The organism is Escherichia sp. MOD1-EC6300, from assembly GCF_002965045.1.
GTDB lineage: Bacteria > Pseudomonadota > Gammaproteobacteria > Enterobacterales > Enterobacteriaceae > Escherichia > Escherichia coli_F.
In genome coordinates this window covers 17,488-35,097 of the sequence record NZ_PTRH01000005.1, presented here as the reverse complement: position 1 = coordinate 35,097, position 17,610 = coordinate 17,488, and the positions used below count along the sequence as shown (strand labels likewise).

The following is a 17,610-nucleotide window of genomic DNA, read 5'->3' as shown; positions in this document are numbered from 1 at the left end:
CTACAATCAAAACATGCCTGAGTGTGCACCAAGTGCACAACGTTGTTTTAACTATAGAAATGTCAATTAATATGCAGAAAGATGAGCAGACGGAATACAAAACCGTGCGCGGCTTAACCCGCGGTCTAATGTTATTAAATATGTTAAATAAACTCGATGGCGGTGCCAGCGTCGGGCTGCTGGCGGAGCTCAGCGGCCTGCATCGCACCACTGTGCGGCGACTGCTGGAAACGCTGCAGGAAGAGGGATATGTCCGGCGCAGTACCTCCGATGACAGTTTTCGTCTGACCATCAAAGTGCGGCAATTAAGCGAAGGATTTCGTGACGAACAATGGATTTCTGCACTGGCAGCCCCGCTGCTGGGCGATCTGTTGCGCGAAGTGGTATGGCCGACAGATGTGTCCACGCTGGATGTTGATGCAATGGTGGTACGCGAAACCACCCACCGTTTCAGCCGTTTATCTTTTCACCGGGCAATGGTCGGACGGCGTTTACCGCTCCTGAAAACCGCCTCGGGCCTGACCTGGCTGGCCTTTTGCCCGGAACAAGAACGCAAGGAGTTAATCGAAATGTTAGCCGCCCGTCCCGGTGATGACTATCAGCTGGCACGGGAGCCGTTAAAGCTGGAAGCCATTCTGGCGCGCGCACGCAAAGAGGGTTACGGACAGAACTACCGTGGCTGGGATCAGGAAGAGAAGATCGCCTCCATTGCCGTGCCCCTACGCAGTGAACAACGGGTGATTGGCTGTCTGAATCTGGTGTATATGGCAAGCGCAATGACCATCGAACAGGCAGCGGAAAAGCATCTTCCGGCGCTACAACGGGTAGCAAAACAGATCGAAGAAGGGGTTGAATCGCAGGCTATTCTGGTGGCCGGACGGCGAAGCGGCGTGCATTTACGCTAGTTGCGCCAATGTGTAATTTGGCCCATTCTCATCGTTATTCGCCCATTTGCCCACATGCACAGTACGGGCTGCACGCTACGCTAATGCCATCAATACTGTGATGTGGAGCAAATCATGAAAATTACTCAAATTCGTAATGCCACCCAAATTATCCAATACGCTGGCAAAACATTTCTTATTGACCCGTTACTCGCGCCTAAAGGAAGTTATCCGGGTTTTGCCGGAACGGCACGCGCAGAAATCCGCAATCCAACGGTAGAATTACCGTGCGATTTAACAACGTTACTCAACGTTGACGCCCTAATAGTGACCCATTTGCATGAAGATCACTGGGACGAAACAGCCTCCCGCGTCGTCCCCAAAGATAAACGGATTTATGTGCAAAATGAGCAAGATGCTGAATCACTGCATAAACAAGGATTTACGCATCTTACCGTACTTGCCGACGAGACTAAATTTGGCGATATTACTCTGCATAAAACGACAGGGCAGCACGGCTCCGATCACACCTATGCAGACCCGGCTATGGCGAAGCGTTTAGGCGCAGCCTGCGGCGTTGTTTTCCAGCACCCGACAGAGAAAACGCTCTATCTGGCTGGCGATACCCTCTGGCGTGATGACGTCGAGGCTACAATGCTAACTTTCCAACCAGAAGTGGTGGTGTTGAATGCCGGATTTGCGCATGTTCTGGGGCATGGCGCGATAATTATGGGAGCTGAAGATATTCTCAAAACACATTTTACCCTGCCAGAAGCGCAAATTGTCGCGACACATATGGAGGCCGTAAACCACTGTTTGCTGACGCGTGATGCGCTCAAGGAATACGCCAGAGATAATCAAATTATCGAATTTGTGAACGTACCAGAAGATGGTGAAACGTTGACATTCTAATTCGGAGATAAAGAGTGTTATGCGCCCGCTAACTGTTGCCATTATCGCCGTTGCCGGTTTTAGTCCTTTTCACCTTTCCGTACCGTTTATCGTGTTTAGCGAAAAAATGGCGGAGAAAAAACGCTTTCATGTAATTATCTGCGCTGAAAAGCCGGGAAACGTGGACTCTGCCGATGGGTTTTCCGTAACCGCCACCCATGACTATACGGCAGTCATCCAGGCGGATATTGTGATAATTCCTTACTGGGGAACAATTACACAAAAACCGCCACAAAAACTGCTGGAAGCCTTAACGACCGCACGAGATAACGGGGCACAGATTGTCGGGCTTTGCCTGGGCACGTTTGTGCTCGGCTATGCAGGTTTACTGAACAATAAGCGTGCTGCCACGCACTGGGAGTTCGAGCGTGAATTTCAGGCACGTTTTCCACAAACACATCTGGATATTAACGCGTTGTATGTAGACGATGATGGCATTATTACCTCTGCCGGTACTGCCGCGGCGCTGGATTGCTGTTTGTATATTGTTCGGCAACATTTTGGCAGCGACTATGCTAACCATATTGCCCGACGGATGGTCGTACCGCCATATCGCACCGGCGGTCAGGCGCAGTTTATAGAGCAACCGGTGCCGAAAAATACCCATGATGAACGCATTAACCTCCTGCTGGATTACCTGCGGCAAAACATTGCGCAACAGCATGATCTCGACTCGCTGGCTCAGCGAGTAATGATGAGTCGCCGCACACTAACCCGTCATTTTATGAAAGCGACCGGTTCGAGTATCGCCGAATGGCTCATCACTGAACGCTTACGCCGTAGCCAGGAACTGTTGGGATCCAGTCAGTTGCCCGTTGAGCGGATAGCGGCTGAGGTGGGTTTTCTCTCACCTGTGACCTGGCGTCAGCATTTTAAATCTCACTTCGGCGTCAGCCCCGCAGAATGGCGCAAAACCTTTCGTGGTATGGCATGATAGCGCCCGGAAGAAAGTCAATTCAGGGTGGTGAATGTGAAACCAGTAACGCTATACGATGTCGCGGAGTATGCCGGTGTCTCTTATCAGACCGTTTCCCGCGTGGTGAATCAGGCCAGCCACGTTTCAGCGAAAACGCGGGAAAAAGTGGAAGCGGCGATGGCGGAGCTAAATTACATTCCCAACCGCGTAGCACAACAGTTAGCGGGCAAACAGTCGTTGCTGATTGGCGTTGCCACCTCCAGTCTGGCCCTGCACGCACCGTCGCAAATTGTCGCGGCGATTAAATCTCGCGCCGATCAACTGGGTGCCAGCGTGGTGGTGTCGATGGTAGAAAGAAGCGGTGTCGAAGCCTGTAAAGCGGCAGTACACAATCTTCTCGCGCAACGCGTAAGTGGTCTGATCATCAACTATCCGCTGGATGACCAGGATGCCATTGCTGTGGAGGCAGCCTGCGCTAATGTTCCGGCGCTATTTCTTGATGTCTCTGACCAGACTCCCATCAACAGTATTATTTTTTCCCATGAAGACGGTACACGGCTGGGCGTAGAGCATTTGGTCGCATTGGGTCACCAGCAAATCGCGCTGTTAGCGGGCCCATTAAGTTCTGTCTCGGCGCGTCTGCGTCTGGCGGGCTGGCATAAATATCTTAAACACAATCAAATTCAACCGATAGCGGAACGGGAAGGCGACTGGAGCGCCATGTCCGGTTTTCATCAAACCATGCAGATGCTGAATGAGGGCATCATTCCTACTGCGATGCTGGTTGCCAACGATCAGATGGCGCTGGGTGCAATGCGCGCCATTACCGAGTTCGGGCTGCGCGTCGGCGCGGATATCTCGGTAGTGGGATACGACGATACCGAAGACAGCTCGTGTTATATCCCGCCATTAACGACCATCAAACAGGATTTTCGCCTGCTTGGGCAAACCAGCGTGGACCGCTTGCTGCAACTCTCTCAGGGCCAGGCAGTGAAGGGCAATCAGCTGTTGCCCGTCTCACTGGTGAAACGAAAAACCACCCTGCCACCCAATACGCAAACCGCTTCTCCCCAGGCGTTGGCTGATTCCTTAATGCAGCTGGCGCGACAAATTTCCCGACTGGAAAGCGAGCAGTGAGCGCAACGCAATTAATGTGAGTCAGCTCACTCATTAGGCACCCCAGGCTTTACACCTGATGTGTCCGACTCGTATGTTGTATGAAATTGTGAGCGGATAACAATTTCACACAGGATACAGCTATGACCATGATTACGGATTCACTGGCCGTCGTATTACAACGTCGTGACTGGGAAAACCCTGGCGTTACCCAACTCAACCGCCTTGCGGCGCATCCTCCTTTCGCCAGCTGGCGAAATAGTGAAGAGGCCCGCAATAATCGCCCTTCCCGGCAGTTACGCAGCCTGAATGGTGAGTGGCAATTTGCCTGGTTCCCGTCCCCAGAAGCGGTGCCGGAAAGTTGGCTGGAGCGCGATCTTCCTGACGCCGATACTGTCGTCGTCCCCTCAAACTGGCAGATGCTCGGTTACGATGCGCCTATCTACACCAATGTGACCTATCCCATTGCAGTCAATCCACCGTTTGTTCCCACGGAGAATCCGACAGGTTGTTACTCGCTCACATTTAATGTTGATGAAAGCTGGTTACAGGAAGGCCAGACGCGAATTATTTTTGATGGCATTAACTCGGCGTTTCATTTGTGGTGCAACGGGCGCTGGGTCGGTTACGGACAGGACAGCCGTTTGCCGTCTGAATTTGACCTCAGCGCATTTTTACGCGCCGGAGATAACCGCCTCGCGGTGATGGTGCTGCGCTGGAGTGACGGTAGCTATCTGGAAGATCAGGATATGTGGCGAATGAGCGGCATTTTCCGTGACGTCTCGTTGCTGCATAAACCGACCACACAAATCAGCGATTTCCATGTTGCCACTCACTTTAATGATGATTTCAGCCGCGCGGTACTGGAAGCAAACGTTCAGATGTGCGGTGAACTGCGCGATGCGCTGAGGGTGACGGTTTCTTTGTGGCAGGGTGAAATGCAGGTCGCCAGCGGTACCGCGCCTTTCGGCGGCGAAATTATCGATGAACGTGGTGGTTATGCCGATCGCGTCACGCTACGCCTGAACGTTGAAAATCCGGCGCTGTGGAGCGCCGAACTCCCGAATCTCTATCGTGCAGTTATTGAACTGCACACCGCCGACGGCACGCTGATTGAAGCGGAAGCCTGTGATGTCGGTTTCCGCCAGGTGCGGATTGAAAATGGTCTGCTGCTGTTGAACGGCAAGCCGTTGCTGATTCGCGGCGTTAACCGTCACGAGCATCATCCTCTGCATGGTCAGGTCATGGATGAGCAAACGATGGTGCAGGATATCCTGCTGATGAAGCAGAACAACTTTAACGCCGTGCGCTGTTCGCATTATCCGAACCACCCGCTGTGGTACACGCTGTGCGACCGCTACGGCCTGTATGTGGTGGATGAAGCCAATATTGAAACCCACGGCATGGTGCCAATGAATCGTCTGACCGATGATCCACGCTGGCTACCGGCCATGAGTGAACGCGTAACGCGGATGGTGCAGCGCGATCGAAATCACCCGAGCGTAATTATCTGGTCGCTGGGTAATGAATCGGGCCACGGTGCTAATCACGACGCACTCTATCGCTGGATTAAATCTGTCGATTCTTCCCGCCCGGTGCAGTATGAAGGCGGCGGAGCCGACACTTCTGCAACCGATATTATTTGCCCGATGTACGCGCGCGTGGATGAAGACCAGCCCTTCCCGGCTGTGCCGAAATGGTCCATCAAAAAATGGCTTTCGCTGCCAGGAGAGACGCGCCCGCTGATCCTTTGCGAATACGCCCACGCAATGGGTAACAGTCTCGGTGGCTTCGCGAAATACTGGCAGGCGTTTCGTCAGTACCCCCGTTTACAGGGTGGATTCGTCTGGGACTGGGTGGATCAGTCGCTGATTAAATATGATGAAAACGGCAACCCATGGTCGGCTTACGGTGGTGACTTTGGCGATACGCCGAACGATCGCCAGTTCTGCATGAACGGTCTGGTCTTTGCCGACCGCACGCCGCATCCGGCAATGACAGAAGCAAAACACCAACAGCAGTTTTTCCAGTTCCGTTTATCCGGGCGAACCATCGAAGTGACCAGCGAATACCTGTTTCGTCATAGCGATAACGAGCTCCTGCACTGGTCGGTGGCGCTGGATGGCAAGCCACTGGCAAGCGGTGAAGAGCCTCTGACTGTCGATCCACAAGGTAAACAGTTGATTGAACTGCCTGAACTACCGCGGCCGGAGAGCGCCGGACAACTCTGGCTTACGGTACACGTAGTGCAACCTAACGCGACCGCCTGGTCAGAAGCCGGACACATCAGCGCCTGGCAACAATGGCGACTGGCGGAAAACCTCAGTGTGGCACTCCCCTCCACGTCCCACGCCATCCCGCAACTGACCACCAGCGAAACGGATTTTTGCATCGCGCTGGGTAATAAGCGTTGGCAATTTAACCGCCAGTCAGGCTTTCTTTCACAAATGTGGATTGGCGATGAAAAACAACTGCTGACGCCGCTGCGCGATCAGTTCACCCGTGCCCCGCTGGATAACGACATTGGCGTCAGTGAAGCGACCCGCATTGACCCGAATGCCTGGGTAGAACGCTGGAAGGCGGCGGGCCATTACCAGGCCGAAGCCGCGTTGTTGCAGTGCACGGCAGATACGCTTGCCGACGCGGTGCTGATTACCACTGTCCACGCCTGGCAGTATCAGGGGAAAACCTTATTTATCAGCCGGAAAACCTACCGTATCGATGGGCACGGTGAGATGGTCGTCAGTGTGGATGTTGAAGTAGCGAGCGACACACCGCATCCGGCGCGGATTGGCCTGACCTGCGAGCTCGCACATGTCGCAGAGCGGGTAAACTGGCTCGGATTAGGGCCGCAAGAAAACTATCCCGACCGTCTGACTGCGGCCTGTTTTGACCGCTGGGACTTGCCATTGTCAGACATGTATACCCCGTACGTCTTCCCGAGCGAAAACGGTCTGCGCTGCGGGACGCGCGAATTGAATTATGGACCACACCAGTGGCGCGGCGACTTCCAGTTCAACATCAGCCGCTACAGCCAACAACAACTGATGGAAACCAGCCATCGCCATCTGCTGCGCGCGGAAGAAGGCACATGGCTAAATATCGACGGTTTCCATATGGGAATTGGTGGCGACGACTCCTGGAGCCCGTCAGTGTCGGCGGAATTCCAGCTGAGCGCCGGTCGCTACCATTACCAGTTGGTCTGGTGTCAAAAATAATAATAACCGGGCAGGCCATGTCTGCCCGTATTTCGCGTAAGGAAATCCATTATGTACTATTTAAAAAACACAAACTTTTGGATGTTCGGTTTTTTCTTTTTCTTTTATTTTTTTATCATGGGAGCCTACTTCCCGTTTTTCCCCATTTGGCTACATGACATCAACCATATCAGCAAAAGTGATACGGGTATTATTTTTGCCGCTATTTCTCTGTTCTCGCTATTATTCCAACCGCTGTTTGGTCTGCTTTCTGACAAACTCGGGCTGCGCAAATACCTGCTGTGGATGATTACCGGCATGTTAGTAATGTTTGCGCCGTTCTTTATTTTTATCTTCGGGCCACTGTTACAATACAACATTCTTGTAGGGTCGATTGTTGGTGGTATTTATCTTGGTTTCTGTTTTAACGCCGGTGCGCCAGCAGTAGAGGCATTTATCGAGAAAGTCAGCCGTCGCAGTAATTTCGAATTTGGTCGCGCGCGGATGTTTGGCTGTGTTGGCTGGGCGCTGTGTGCCTCGATTGTTGGCATCATGTTTACCATCAATAATCAGTTTGTTTTCTGGCTGGGTTCTGGCTGTGCACTCATCCTTGCCGTTTTACTCTTTTTCGCCAAAACGGATGCGCCTTCTTCCGCCACGGTTGCCAATGCGGTAGGTGCCAACCATTCGGCATTTAGCCTTAAGCTGGCGCTGGAACTGTTCAGACAGCCAAAACTGTGGTTTTTGTCACTGTATGTTATTGGCGTTTCCTGCACCTACGATGTTTTTGACCAACAGTTTGCTAATTTCTTTACTTCGTTCTTTGCCACCGGTGAGCAGGGTACGCGGGTATTTGGCTACGTAACGACAATGGGCGAATTACTTAACGCCTCGATTATGTTCTTTGCGCCACTGATCATTAATCGCATCGGTGGGAAAAACGCCCTGCTGCTGGCTGGCACCATTATGTCTGTACGTATTATTGGCTCATCATTCGCCACCTCAGCGCTGGAAGTGGTTATTCTGAAAACGCTGCATATGTTTGAAGTACCGTTCCTGCTGGTGGGCTGCTTTAAATATATTACCAGCCAGTTTGAAGTGCGTTTTTCAGCGACGATTTATCTGGTCTGTTTCTGCTTCTTTAAGCAACTGGCGATGATTTTTATGTCTGTACTGGCGGGCAATATGTATGAAAGCATCGGTTTCCAGGGCGCTTATCTGGTGCTGGGTCTGGTGGCGCTGGGCTTCACCTTAATTTCCGTGTTCACGCTTAGCGGCCCCGGCCCGCTTTCCCTGCTGCGTCGTCAGGTGAATGAAGTCGCTTAAGTAATCAATGTCGGATGCGGCGCGAGCGCCTTATCCGACCAACATATCAGGACGGAATGATCGCAATGAACATGCCAATGACAGAAAGAATAAAAGCAGGCAAGCTATTTACCGATATGTGCGAAGGCTTACCGGAAAAAAGACTTCGTGGGAAAACGTTAATGTATGAGTTTAATCACTCGCATCCATCAGAAGTTGAAAAAAGGGAAAGCCTGCTTAAAGAAATGTTTGCCACGGTAGGGGAAAACGCCTGGGTAGAACCACCCGTCTATTTCTCTTACGGCTCCAACATCCATATAGGCCGCAATTTTTATGCAAATTTCAATTTAACCATTGTCGATGATTACACGGTAACGATCGGTGATAACGTACTGGTTGCCCCCAACGTTACCATTTCCGTTACGGGACACCCTGTACACCATGAATTGAGAAAAAACGGCGAGATGTACTCTTTTCCGATAACGATTGGCAATAACGTCTGGATCGGAAGTCATGTGGTTATTAATCCAGGCGTCACCATCGGGGATAATTCTGTTATTGGCGCGGGTAGTGTCGTCACAAAAGACATTCCACCAAACGTCGTGGCGGCTGGCATTCCTTGTCGGGTTATTCGCGAAATAAACGACCGGGATAAGCAATATTATTTCAAAGATTTTAAAGTTGAATCGCCAGTTTTAATAAGCAAAATTGCCTGATGCGCTCCGCTTATCAGGCCTATAAGTTCAGTGATCTACGTAGGCCGCATCCGGCGTAAACAAAGCGCAGGAACGAGCGTCGCATCATGCCTCTTTGACCCACAGCTGCGGAAAACGTGCTGGTGCAAAACGCAGGGTTATGATCATCAGCCCAACGACGCACAGCGCATGAAACGCCCAGTCCATCAGGTAATTGCCACTGATACTACGCAGCACACCAGAAAACCACGGAGCAAGCCCGGCAATGATAAAACCGATCCCCTGCATAAACGCCACCAGTTTGCCAGCAATAGCGGGTTGCGCAGAGTGATCGAGCGCCAGCAGCAAACAGAGCGGAAATGCGCCCCCCAGACCTAACCCACACACCATTGCCCACAATACCGGCAATTGCAGCGGCAGCCAGATAAAGCCGCAGAAACCCACCAGTTGTAACGCCAGTGCCAGCATTAATAGTTTGCGCCGATCCTGATGGCGAGCCATAGCAGGCATCAGCAATGCCCCTGCGGCTTGACCAAGCGTCATCAACGCCAGCAAGGAACCGCTGTACTGCGTGCTGGCACCGATCTCAATATAGAAGGCGGGTAACCAGGCAATCAGACTGGCGTAACCGCCGTTAATCAGACCGAAGTAAATACCCAGCGTCCAGGCGCGGGGAGTGAAGACTACGCGAACCGGAGTGGTTGTTGTCTTGTGGGAAGAGACGACCTCGCGGCAGCTTTGCCACCACCAGGCAAAGAGCGCAATAATGGCAGGCAGCGCCCACCAGGCGAGAGTCTGGAACCAAATCTCGCTGTGTTGAACTAACCAGGGCGTCAGGGCGGCACCAAGTCCACCGCCGCCCATCAGAGCCGCAGACCACAGCCCCATCACCAGTGGCGTGCGCTGCTGAAACCGCCGTTTAATCACCGAAGGCATCACCGCCTGAATGATGCCGATCCCCACTCCACCGAGCAGTGCGCTGCTAAGCAGCAGCACACTTTGAGGGTAAAGCTCTCGCATCAATGCGCCGACGGCTATCAGCAACAAACTGATGGCGACGCTGCGACGTTCGCTGACATGCTGATGAAGCCAGCTTCCGACCAGCGCCAGCCCGCCCATGGTGACCACCGGCAGAGCCGTCAACAGGGCAGCCACGCTAAAGCTCATTCCGCTCGCCTGGCGCAATTGCGGTAGCAGTGGCCCGACGGAGGTGAGCAGTGGTCGCATATTAAGACCAATCAGCACCAGAACCAGCAGCATCGTGAACGTCTTTTGATGGTCGCGCATGGCTGTCAGAACGGTTTGGTCGGCAGATATTTACCATCTAAAGTGATGACCGCACGTTCGCCACCTTCCGGGTCCGCCACTTTCTTGACGTCGAGTTTGAAGTTAATCGCACTGATAATGCCATCGCCAAACTTCTCATGAACCAACGCTTTCAGGGTCGTACCGTACACCTGCAACATTTCATAGAAACGGTACATCGTTGGGTCGGTTGGAACACGGTCATCAATGCAGCCACGCAGTGGAATCATCTGCAACAGTAAAATGGCGTCTTCGTCGAGCTCCAGCTTCGCCCCGACCAGGCGGGCAGCGTCGGCAGGAAGCGCCTGCTGCCCCAGCAAAGCCGCGGTCACAAAGGCTTCTGCCAGACCGGTGCCGTCGGCAATCTCGGCAAATGAGAGATCTTTTTTAGCTTTGCTGAGCAAAATGGCATCGGCAAGATCAAGACGAATATTGCGGTTAATTTGCGACTGAATCATGGTGAATCTCCTGATGGTTTAAAAATAAGGTTACGCTGCGGTCGGCTGGCGTAGCGGTATGGCACAAACGCAAGGATTAGCTGCCAGTGGCACAAACTGGCGGGTTACGCCGTCAAAGGCTGCGATACTGCCGCTTTCAATGTCGTAGACCCAGCCGTGCAGGGCGATCCGCCCCTCTTCGAGCGCCAGGCGCACCGATGGATGAGTTTGCAAATTAGCCAACTGAGCAATGACGTTTTCACGTACCATCGCCGCAGCTTTTGACGCTAAATCGGAATGCGGGCGCGCCTCATTAACGACGCGAGCTGAATCGGCATAACGCAGCCAGTGGGAAACAGCAGGCATATGGTCCATGCACTGACAGCTGGCAATGGCAGTCATCGCGCCACAGTTGGAATGACCGCAAATCACAATGTCAGATACCCGAAGCGCAGCGACGGCATACTCCACCGAAGCAGAAACGCCACCAGGTTCCGGTCCGTAGGAAGGGACGATATTGCCTGCGTTGCGAATCACGAACAGATCGCCAGGTTCGCGTTGCGTCACCAGCTCAGGGACCAGACGGCTGTCGGAGCAGGAGATAAAAAGTGTGCGCGGGCTTTGCTTTGTCGCCAGCTGTTTAAACAAGGCTTCCCGCTCAGGAAATGCCTCGCGCTGGAATTTAAGGAATCCATCAATAATCTCTTTCACCGTTAACCTCTGTCTGTCTCTGGAATGAGAGGCAGACTACTCGCCGATTGCCATAAGGTAAAAGACTCATTTATGATGAGTTCTATTGGATTTACTTATAGGTTGGCGAATGCTCTCTCGACATATCAATTACTTTCTTGCCGTGGCTGAACATGGCAGCTTCACCCGTGCCGCCAGTGCGTTGCATATCTCCCAACCTGCGCTTTCCCAGCAGATTCGCCAGTTAGAAGAGAGTTTGGGCGTACCGCTGTTTGACCGTAGCGGGCGAACGATTCGTCTCACCGATGCGGGAGAAGTCTGGCGACAGTACGCCAGCCGTGCGTTACAGGAACTGGGGGCGGGTAAACGGGCGATTCATGATGTTGCCGATTTGACGCGAGGATCGCTGCGCATCGCCGTCACCCCCACCTTCACGAGCTACTTTATCGGCCCTTTAATGGCGGATTTCTATGCGCGTTATCCCGGCATCACGCTCCAGCTACAGGAAATGTCACAGGAGAAAATCGAAGATCTGCTTTGCCGCGACGAGCTGGATGTTGGGATTGCCTTCGCGCCGGTGCATTCGCCGGAACTGGAGGCAATACCTTTACTGACAGAAAGTTTAGCGTTAGTCGTGGCGCAACATCATCCACTGGTAGCCCATGAACAGGTGGCGTTGAGTCGCTTGCATGATGAAAAACTGGTACTGCTCAGCGCGGAATTTGCCACCAGAGAGCAAATTGACCACTACTGCGAGAAAGCGGGGCTACATCCACAGGTGGTGATAGAGGCGAACTCAATTAGCGCAGTTCTGGCGCTGATTCGCCGCACTTCCCTTTCCACATTGTTGCCAGCAGCGATTGCCACAAAACATGACGGGCTTAAAGCTATATCCCTTGCCCCACCGTTACTGGAGAGAACGGCGGTTTTGTTGCGGCGGAAAAATAGCTGGCAGACAGCCGCCGCAAAGGCATTTTTGCAAATGGCGTTGGATGAATGCGCGGTTGTTGGCGGGAATGAATCACGGTAGCCGCTGACACAGGTCAGCGGCTGGAATTGCCTGATGCGCGACGCTTATCAGGCCTACGAGTTCAGTGCAAGGCGTTCAAGCCGCATCCGGCATAAACTACGCTCGCTGCAACCCAGCCGATTACCGTTTGTAATCGATGGCTTCCGGCTGCTCCAGATACACGGTGGTTTGTGCCGGTTGCGTGGTGGCAATCACCTTACCACCACGTACCGAATAGCGTACCGGAACCTGACGGCGCAGCGCATCAAACCCATTTTCAGCCGGCAGGATAATCAGGTTAGCGCTGTTTCCGGCGACTATGCCGTAATCCTGCAAATTCAACGTCCTGGCGCTATGGTGGGTGATTAAATTCAGGCCGTCGTTAATCTGCCCGTAGCCCATCAGCTGGCAAACATGCAGACCCATATGCAGCACTTGCAGCATATTCGCCGTTCCCAGTGGATACCACGGATCGAAGACATCATCGTGACCAAAACAGACGTTAATGCCGGACTCCAGCATCTCTTTAACACGCGTAATACCGCGACGTTTTGGATACGTATCGAAACGCCCTTGTAGATGAATATTGACCAGCGGGTTGGCGACAAAGTTAATACCGGACATTTTCAGCAAACGGAACAGGCGCGAGGTATACGCCCCGTTATAGGAGTGCATTGCCGTGGTGTGGCTGGCGGTGACTCGCGCGCCCATGCCTTCACGGTGCGCCAGGGCGGCAACGGTTTCGACAAAGCGCGACTGTTCGTCATCGATCTCATCACAGTGAACATCAATGAGACGGTCGTATTTTTGCGCCAGGGCGAAGGTTTTATGCAGCGACTCCACGCCGTATTCGCGGGTAAATTCAAAATGCGGAATCGCCCCCACTACATCTGCCCCTAAGCGTAGCGCCTCTTCCAGCAACGCTTCACCGTTGGGATACGACAAAATCCCTTCCTGCGGGAAGGCGACGATTTGCAGATCAATCCACGGCGCGACTTCCTGCTTCACTTCCAGCATCGCTTTTAGCGCAGTCAGGGTTGCATCCGAAACATCGACATGGGTACGCACATGCTGAATACCGTTGGCAATCTGCCATTTCAGCGTTTGCCAGGCGCGTTGTTTCACATCGCCATGGGTTAATAATGCTTTGCGCTCGGCCCAGCGTTCAATGCCTTCAAACAGCGTGCCGGACTGATTCCAGTTCGGTTGCCCGGCGGTTTGCGTGGTATCCAGGTGAATATGCGGCTCCACAAACGGCGGTAAAACTAAACCTTGCTCGGCATCCAGGCTGTTTTCTGTTACGGGCATCACGCCGGATTGCGCATCAATGGCGCTGATTTTTCCGTCCTGCAGATGAATCTGCCATAGCCCCTCTTTGCCGGGTAACCGGGCGTTAATAATTGTCTGTAAAGCGTTATTCGACACTGTTAGCCTCCACATGCGTCATTGCAGCTGTCGTTTTGCGATTCAAAATCGGGTTAAGGATCAGATAACTCAGCGCGCCACCTAATACCGCGTTGACCGGAACAATGCCCGGTAACCAGTGGCCTGCGGCAATCCCCAGCGTGACCGCCAGAATCGCCACCCAATTGACACTCATCATACGCGTGGTCGCAAAGTGCTCATAGCGGCGACGGTTCATCAGAAAGTCGGCGATGATCACGCCACCCACCGGAGGAATAGCAGCCGAAAGGAAAGTCAGCCAGCCGACAAAATTGTTATACAGCCATAGTGCGCAGACTGTGCCGATAATACCGTTGATTACCGAAAGGGTTTTGCTCGACATACCGGTAATGTTGGCGAAACCTAAACCTGACGCATACAGTGCGTTATCATTGGTGGTCCAGATATTCAGCCCCAGCACCACAATCGCGGGCAGCAGCAAGCCCTGAGCAATCATCACATCAGAGATATCCGCCATCCCCAGTGCCGCAGCGCCTGCCGCACCGAAAATAAACATCAACGAGTTGCCGAGGAAAAAGGCCACCATCGCCACCAGCACCGCCAGTTTGGCATTGCGACCAAAGCGGACAAAGTCAGCGGTGAGCGTACCCGCACTGATAAATGACCCCACAACCAGCGCCAGCGCGACATTGAAATCTAACGGTTGTGCGGGAACGACCGCTTTTAATGCGTTCAGGCCGCCCATGTCGTTAACGGCCAGCCATACGGAATAACCGCCAAGGCAGGCAATCGCCGGAACCGCAATCACCGAAAGTACCGTCAGCGCCGAAATGCCAAAGAAGACGGTGACGGTCATCAGTAAACCGGAAACGGCAATCAGCAAATTAATATCCAGCCCGGTTGCCTTGCCCACCGGAATAGCAAACATCGCCACGCCAACACCGAACCAGCCGACCTGAGTGCCGCCCAGCAGCAGTGAAGGCAGCCATGAGCCTTTAACACCAAACGAGAAGCGAGCAAGAAGATGGGTGGTCAGGCCGGTTTTTGCGCCAATGTAACCAAGAAATGAAGTGTAAATACCGAGGAGAAGATTACCGATGAGGACTGCGAGGAAGAAATCATGATAGCTAAGACCGGTTCCGAGAGTGCCGCCGGTCCACATACTGGCGGAAAAGAAGGTTAATCCCAGCATGACGAACGTCAATGCCAATACCCCTTTCCGCGCCGACTGCGGGACTGGCCCCTGGCTAAAGTTGTTATCTTGCGACACGAAATTCCCCCTTTTTGCTGTTTGAAACCCAAAAAATCCGCCGCATTCTATTCATCTGAAGATAAAAAGCAATCGTTTTCGTGGGGGGGGGTATATTTTTTATATGGATGAATGCGGAAAAGTGGATAAAAACTTATTTGAGAAAAAATGGGTACGCATGATAAGACACGCCTGCGTCGCATCAGGCATTGGTGCATGGTGTCGGATGCGGCGCGTGCGCCTTATCCGACCTACGGTTCAGGCCTGTAGGCATGATAAGACGCGTCAGCGTCGCATCAGGCATCTGCGCACGGTGTCGGATGCGCCGCGTGCGCCTTATCCGACCTACGGTTCAGGCCTGTAGGCATGATAAGACGCGTCAGCGTCGCATCAGGCATTGGTGCACGGTGTCGGATGCGGCGCGTGCGCCTTATCCGACCTGCGGTTCAGGCCTGTAGGCATAATAAGACGCGGTAAGCGTCGCATCAGGCATCTGCGCACGGTGTCGGACGCGCCACACAACACATCCGACAACACCTTACTCTTCCATCGCCTGGCGGATCTGATCCAACGACGCAGGATCATCAATAGTCGTCAGATCCCCCGGATCGCGTCCTTCACAAATCGCCTGGATCGTACGGCGCAGCATTTTTCCGGATCGCGTTTTCGGTAATTGCGAGACAAACCAGACGTGCGCCGGGCGACCAAAGTTGCCAATCTGGCTGTCCACCAGCGCCATAATCGCCTTCTCTTGCGAGTGCGCCACCTCGCGATCTTCCAGACTGTCGCTCTCTTTCGGAATGACAAACGCCACCGCCACCTGCCCTTTCAGCGCATCTTTCACCCCAACCACCGCCACTTCAGCAACGCCCGGATGACTGGAGATACTCTCTTCAATCTCGCGTGTGCCAAGCCGATGCCCGGCAACATTAATCACATCGTCAGTGCGCCCGAGAATAAAGTGATAACCGTCAGCATCGCGGATGCCCCAGTCAAAGGTGGCGTACACCGGACGGGAAAACAGCGACCAGTACGTCTTCACAAAGCGGTCGTCGTCGCCCCAGATGGTCTGAATACACCCCGGGGGCAGCGGCCCTTCTACCACCAGCATCCCTTTCTCGTTGACGCCGCACGGTTCGCCGGTGACTTCATTGAGCAACTGCACGTTGTATCCATACATCGGCACGCCGGGGCTTCCCAGACGTGTCGGCCTGTCGTCCAGACCGCGAGCAATCGCCATAATCGGCCAGCCGGATTCGGTCTGCCAGTAGTTGTCGATGACCGGCACATCCAGCGTATTGCTCACCCAACTGGCAGTCGGCTCATCCAGCGGTTCTCCCGCCAGATAGAGCACTTCCAGCGACGAGAGATCGTGTTTGCGAATTTCAGCGGTAGGGAATTTTTTCAGCACGCGGATGGCGGTCGGCGCTGAGAACATCCGGCTAACCTGATATTTCTCGACGATTTTCCACCACACGCCGCAGTCAGGCCAGGTCGGTAATCCTTCGTAAACGATAGTCGCCATCCCCGCCAGCAGCGGCGCGTAGACGATATACGAATGCCCCACTACCCAGCCGATATCCGACGCACAGAAGAACACACCGCCCGCTTTGCCACCAAAAATGGTGTCCATTGAGGTCGCCAGCGCCACCGCATAACCGCCGACGTCACGCTGTACACCTTTTGGTTTGCCGGTCGTGCCGGAGGTGTAGAGAATGCAGGAGGTTTCGTTGGATTCCAGCCACGCCACCGGCACCCGCGCGCCGATGTGCTGATGGCGCAATGACGCGAAATCGACATCCCGTCCGGTAACGCGCGCCATTTTCGCCAGCCCGCGATCCACCAGCAAAACGTGGCGCGGCTGATGCTGCGCCTGACTTATCGCATCGTCGAGCAATTTTTTATAAGGAATGATTTTGCCACCGCGCGCTCCGGCATCTGCCGAGACAATCAGCACCGGTTTAGCGTCATCAATCCGCGCAGCCACGCTGTGCGAGGCAAATCCACCAAACACTACCGAGTGAATAGCGCCAATGCGCGCGCAGGCCAGCAGGGTAATATGCGCTTCGGCAATCATCGGCATATACACCAGCACCCGATCGCCACGCTGCACGCCCAGTGAGCGCAGCATTGACGCCACCGCGTTCACTTCGTCATGCAACTGGCGAAAGGTAAAGGTGCGCTCTTCTTCTGTTTCCGAAGAGACGGCAATCAGCGCCAGCGCCTCTGGCTGTTTCTCCAGCCAGCGGTCGATGGCGTTGTGGCACAAATTGGTTCGGCCTTCACAAAACCAACGGGCAAACGGCGGATTGCTGTGATCGAGCGTTTGCGTAAAGGGCGTCTGCCAGTCAATACGCCGGGCCTGCTCGGCCCAGAATTGCTCCGGTTCGTTAATCGAACGCTGATAAAATTCGCTAAAAGACATAATGCTCTCCTGTTGAACTTACGCCTT

The 17,610-nt window shown here is 53.5% G+C and carries 14 protein-coding genes; 8 read left to right on the top strand and 6 right to left on the bottom strand.

Annotation, left to right across the window (positions count from 1 at the left end):
* Positions 1-71: 71 nt before the first annotated feature.
* The 7 genes from BGE37_RS09640 to lacA all read left to right on the top strand — a co-directional run bounded on the left by BGE37_RS09640 (position 72) and on the right by lacA (position 9,085).
* A complete protein-coding gene (locus BGE37_RS09640; RefSeq protein ID WP_032183403.1) occupies positions 72-905 on the top strand; it encodes a DNA-binding transcriptional regulator in 834 nt (277 codons plus the stop codon).
* A 114-nt stretch (positions 906-1,019) separates the two neighbouring features.
* Positions 1,020-1,796 carry an MBL fold metallo-hydrolase gene (locus BGE37_RS09635; RefSeq protein WP_039021956.1) on the top strand — a complete coding sequence of 259 codons (777 nt, stop codon included), beginning with the start codon at positions 1,020-1,022 and terminating at the stop codon, positions 1,794-1,796.
* A 19-nt stretch (positions 1,797-1,815) separates the two neighbouring features.
* Positions 1,816-2,769 (top strand): GlxA family transcriptional regulator, encoded by a 954-nt coding sequence (locus tag BGE37_RS09630; RefSeq protein ID WP_001247700.1) that lies wholly within the window; start codon positions 1,816-1,818, stop codon positions 2,767-2,769.
* 36 nt (positions 2,770-2,805) lie between these two features.
* Positions 2,806-3,888: a DNA-binding transcriptional repressor LacI gene (gene lacI / locus BGE37_RS09625; protein ID WP_000805874.1), complete on the top strand. Its 1,083-nt coding sequence runs from the start codon at positions 2,806-2,808 to the stop codon at positions 3,886-3,888.
* Positions 3,889-4,010: 122 nt separating this feature from the next.
* Positions 4,011-7,085: a beta-galactosidase gene (gene lacZ, locus BGE37_RS09615; RefSeq protein WP_105287979.1), complete on the top strand. Its 3,075-nt coding sequence runs from the start codon at positions 4,011-4,013 to the stop codon at positions 7,083-7,085.
* 51 nt (positions 7,086-7,136) lie between these two features.
* Positions 7,137-8,390 (top strand): lactose permease, encoded by a 1,254-nt coding sequence (gene lacY, locus BGE37_RS09610; protein ID WP_000291532.1) that lies wholly within the window; start codon positions 7,137-7,139, stop codon positions 8,388-8,390.
* A 65-nt stretch (positions 8,391-8,455) separates the two neighbouring features.
* Positions 8,456-9,085, top strand: coding sequence for a galactoside O-acetyltransferase (gene lacA / locus BGE37_RS09605; RefSeq protein ID WP_105288021.1), 630 nt, complete (start codon positions 8,456-8,458; stop codon positions 9,083-9,085).
* Positions 9,086-9,169: 84 nt separating this feature from the next.
* On the opposite strand, the gene cynX is transcribed toward lacA, so the two are convergent.
* The 3 genes from cynX to cynT are packed head-to-tail and all read right to left on the bottom strand — an operon-like array spanning position 9,170 to position 11,517.
* Positions 9,170-10,351, bottom strand: a complete 1,182-nt coding sequence (gene cynX, locus BGE37_RS09600) for a cyanate transporter CynX (RefSeq protein ID WP_105287978.1) — start codon at positions 10,349-10,351, stop codon at positions 9,170-9,172.
* Positions 10,352-10,356: 5 nt separating this feature from the next.
* A complete protein-coding gene (gene cynS / locus BGE37_RS09595; protein WP_000616244.1) occupies positions 10,357-10,827 on the bottom strand; it encodes a cyanase in 471 nt (156 codons plus the stop codon).
* Between the two features lie 30 nt (positions 10,828-10,857).
* Positions 10,858-11,517 carry a carbonic anhydrase CynT gene (gene cynT, locus BGE37_RS09590; protein ID WP_105287977.1) on the bottom strand — a complete coding sequence of 220 codons (660 nt, stop codon included), beginning with the start codon at positions 11,515-11,517 and terminating at the stop codon, positions 10,858-10,860.
* Positions 11,518-11,626: 109 nt separating this feature from the next.
* Here cynT and cynR point away from each other — a divergent pair, with 109 nt between their 5' ends.
* Complete coding sequence (gene cynR, locus BGE37_RS09585; protein ID WP_105287976.1) at positions 11,627-12,526, top strand: transcriptional regulator CynR; 900 nt, start codon at positions 11,627-11,629, stop codon at positions 12,524-12,526.
* 120 nt (positions 12,527-12,646) lie between these two features.
* On the opposite strand, the gene codA is transcribed toward cynR, so the two are convergent.
* From codA to prpE, 3 genes are all read right to left on the bottom strand, one after another.
* A complete protein-coding gene (gene codA / locus BGE37_RS09580; RefSeq protein WP_001353418.1) occupies positions 12,647-13,930 on the bottom strand; it encodes a cytosine/isoguanine deaminase in 1,284 nt (427 codons plus the stop codon).
* A complete protein-coding gene (codB, locus tag BGE37_RS09575; protein ID WP_105287975.1) occupies positions 13,920-15,179 on the bottom strand; it encodes a cytosine permease in 1,260 nt (419 codons plus the stop codon). Before codB ends, codA begins: the two co-directional genes overlap by 11 nt.
* A gap of 517 nt (positions 15,180-15,696) precedes the next feature.
* On the bottom strand, positions 15,697-17,583 hold the full coding sequence (gene prpE, locus BGE37_RS09570; RefSeq protein WP_105287974.1) for a propionate--CoA ligase: 1,887 nt from the start codon (positions 17,581-17,583) through the stop codon (positions 15,697-15,699).
* Positions 17,584-17,610 lie beyond the last annotated feature (27 nt).

Excerpts from the sequence above, each read along its gene's own strand:
- BGE37_RS09640 (WP_032183403.1), top strand. The coding sequence starts at position 72 with ATGCAGAAAGATGAGCAGACGGAATACAAAACCGTGCGCGGCTTAACC.
- BGE37_RS09635 (WP_039021956.1), top strand. The coding sequence starts at position 1,020 with ATGAAAATTACTCAAATTCGTAATGCCACCCAAATTATCCAATACGCT.
- BGE37_RS09630 (WP_001247700.1), top strand. The coding sequence starts at position 1,816 with ATGCGCCCGCTAACTGTTGCCATTATCGCCGTTGCCGGTTTTAGTCCT.
- lacZ (WP_105287979.1), top strand. The coding sequence starts at position 4,011 with ATGACCATGATTACGGATTCACTGGCCGTCGTATTACAACGTCGTGAC.
- lacY (WP_000291532.1), top strand. The coding sequence starts at position 7,137 with ATGTACTATTTAAAAAACACAAACTTTTGGATGTTCGGTTTTTTCTTT.
- lacA (WP_105288021.1), top strand. The coding sequence starts at position 8,456 with ATGAACATGCCAATGACAGAAAGAATAAAAGCAGGCAAGCTATTTACC.
- cynX (WP_105287978.1), bottom strand. The coding sequence starts at position 10,351 with ATGCGCGACCATCAAAAGACGTTCACGATGCTGCTGGTTCTGGTGCTG.
- cynS (WP_000616244.1), bottom strand. The coding sequence starts at position 10,827 with ATGATTCAGTCGCAAATTAACCGCAATATTCGTCTTGATCTTGCCGAT.
- cynR (WP_105287976.1), top strand. The coding sequence starts at position 11,627 with ATGCTCTCTCGACATATCAATTACTTTCTTGCCGTGGCTGAACATGGC.
- prpE (WP_105287974.1), bottom strand. The coding sequence starts at position 17,583 with ATGTCTTTTAGCGAATTTTATCAGCGTTCGATTAACGAACCGGAGCAA.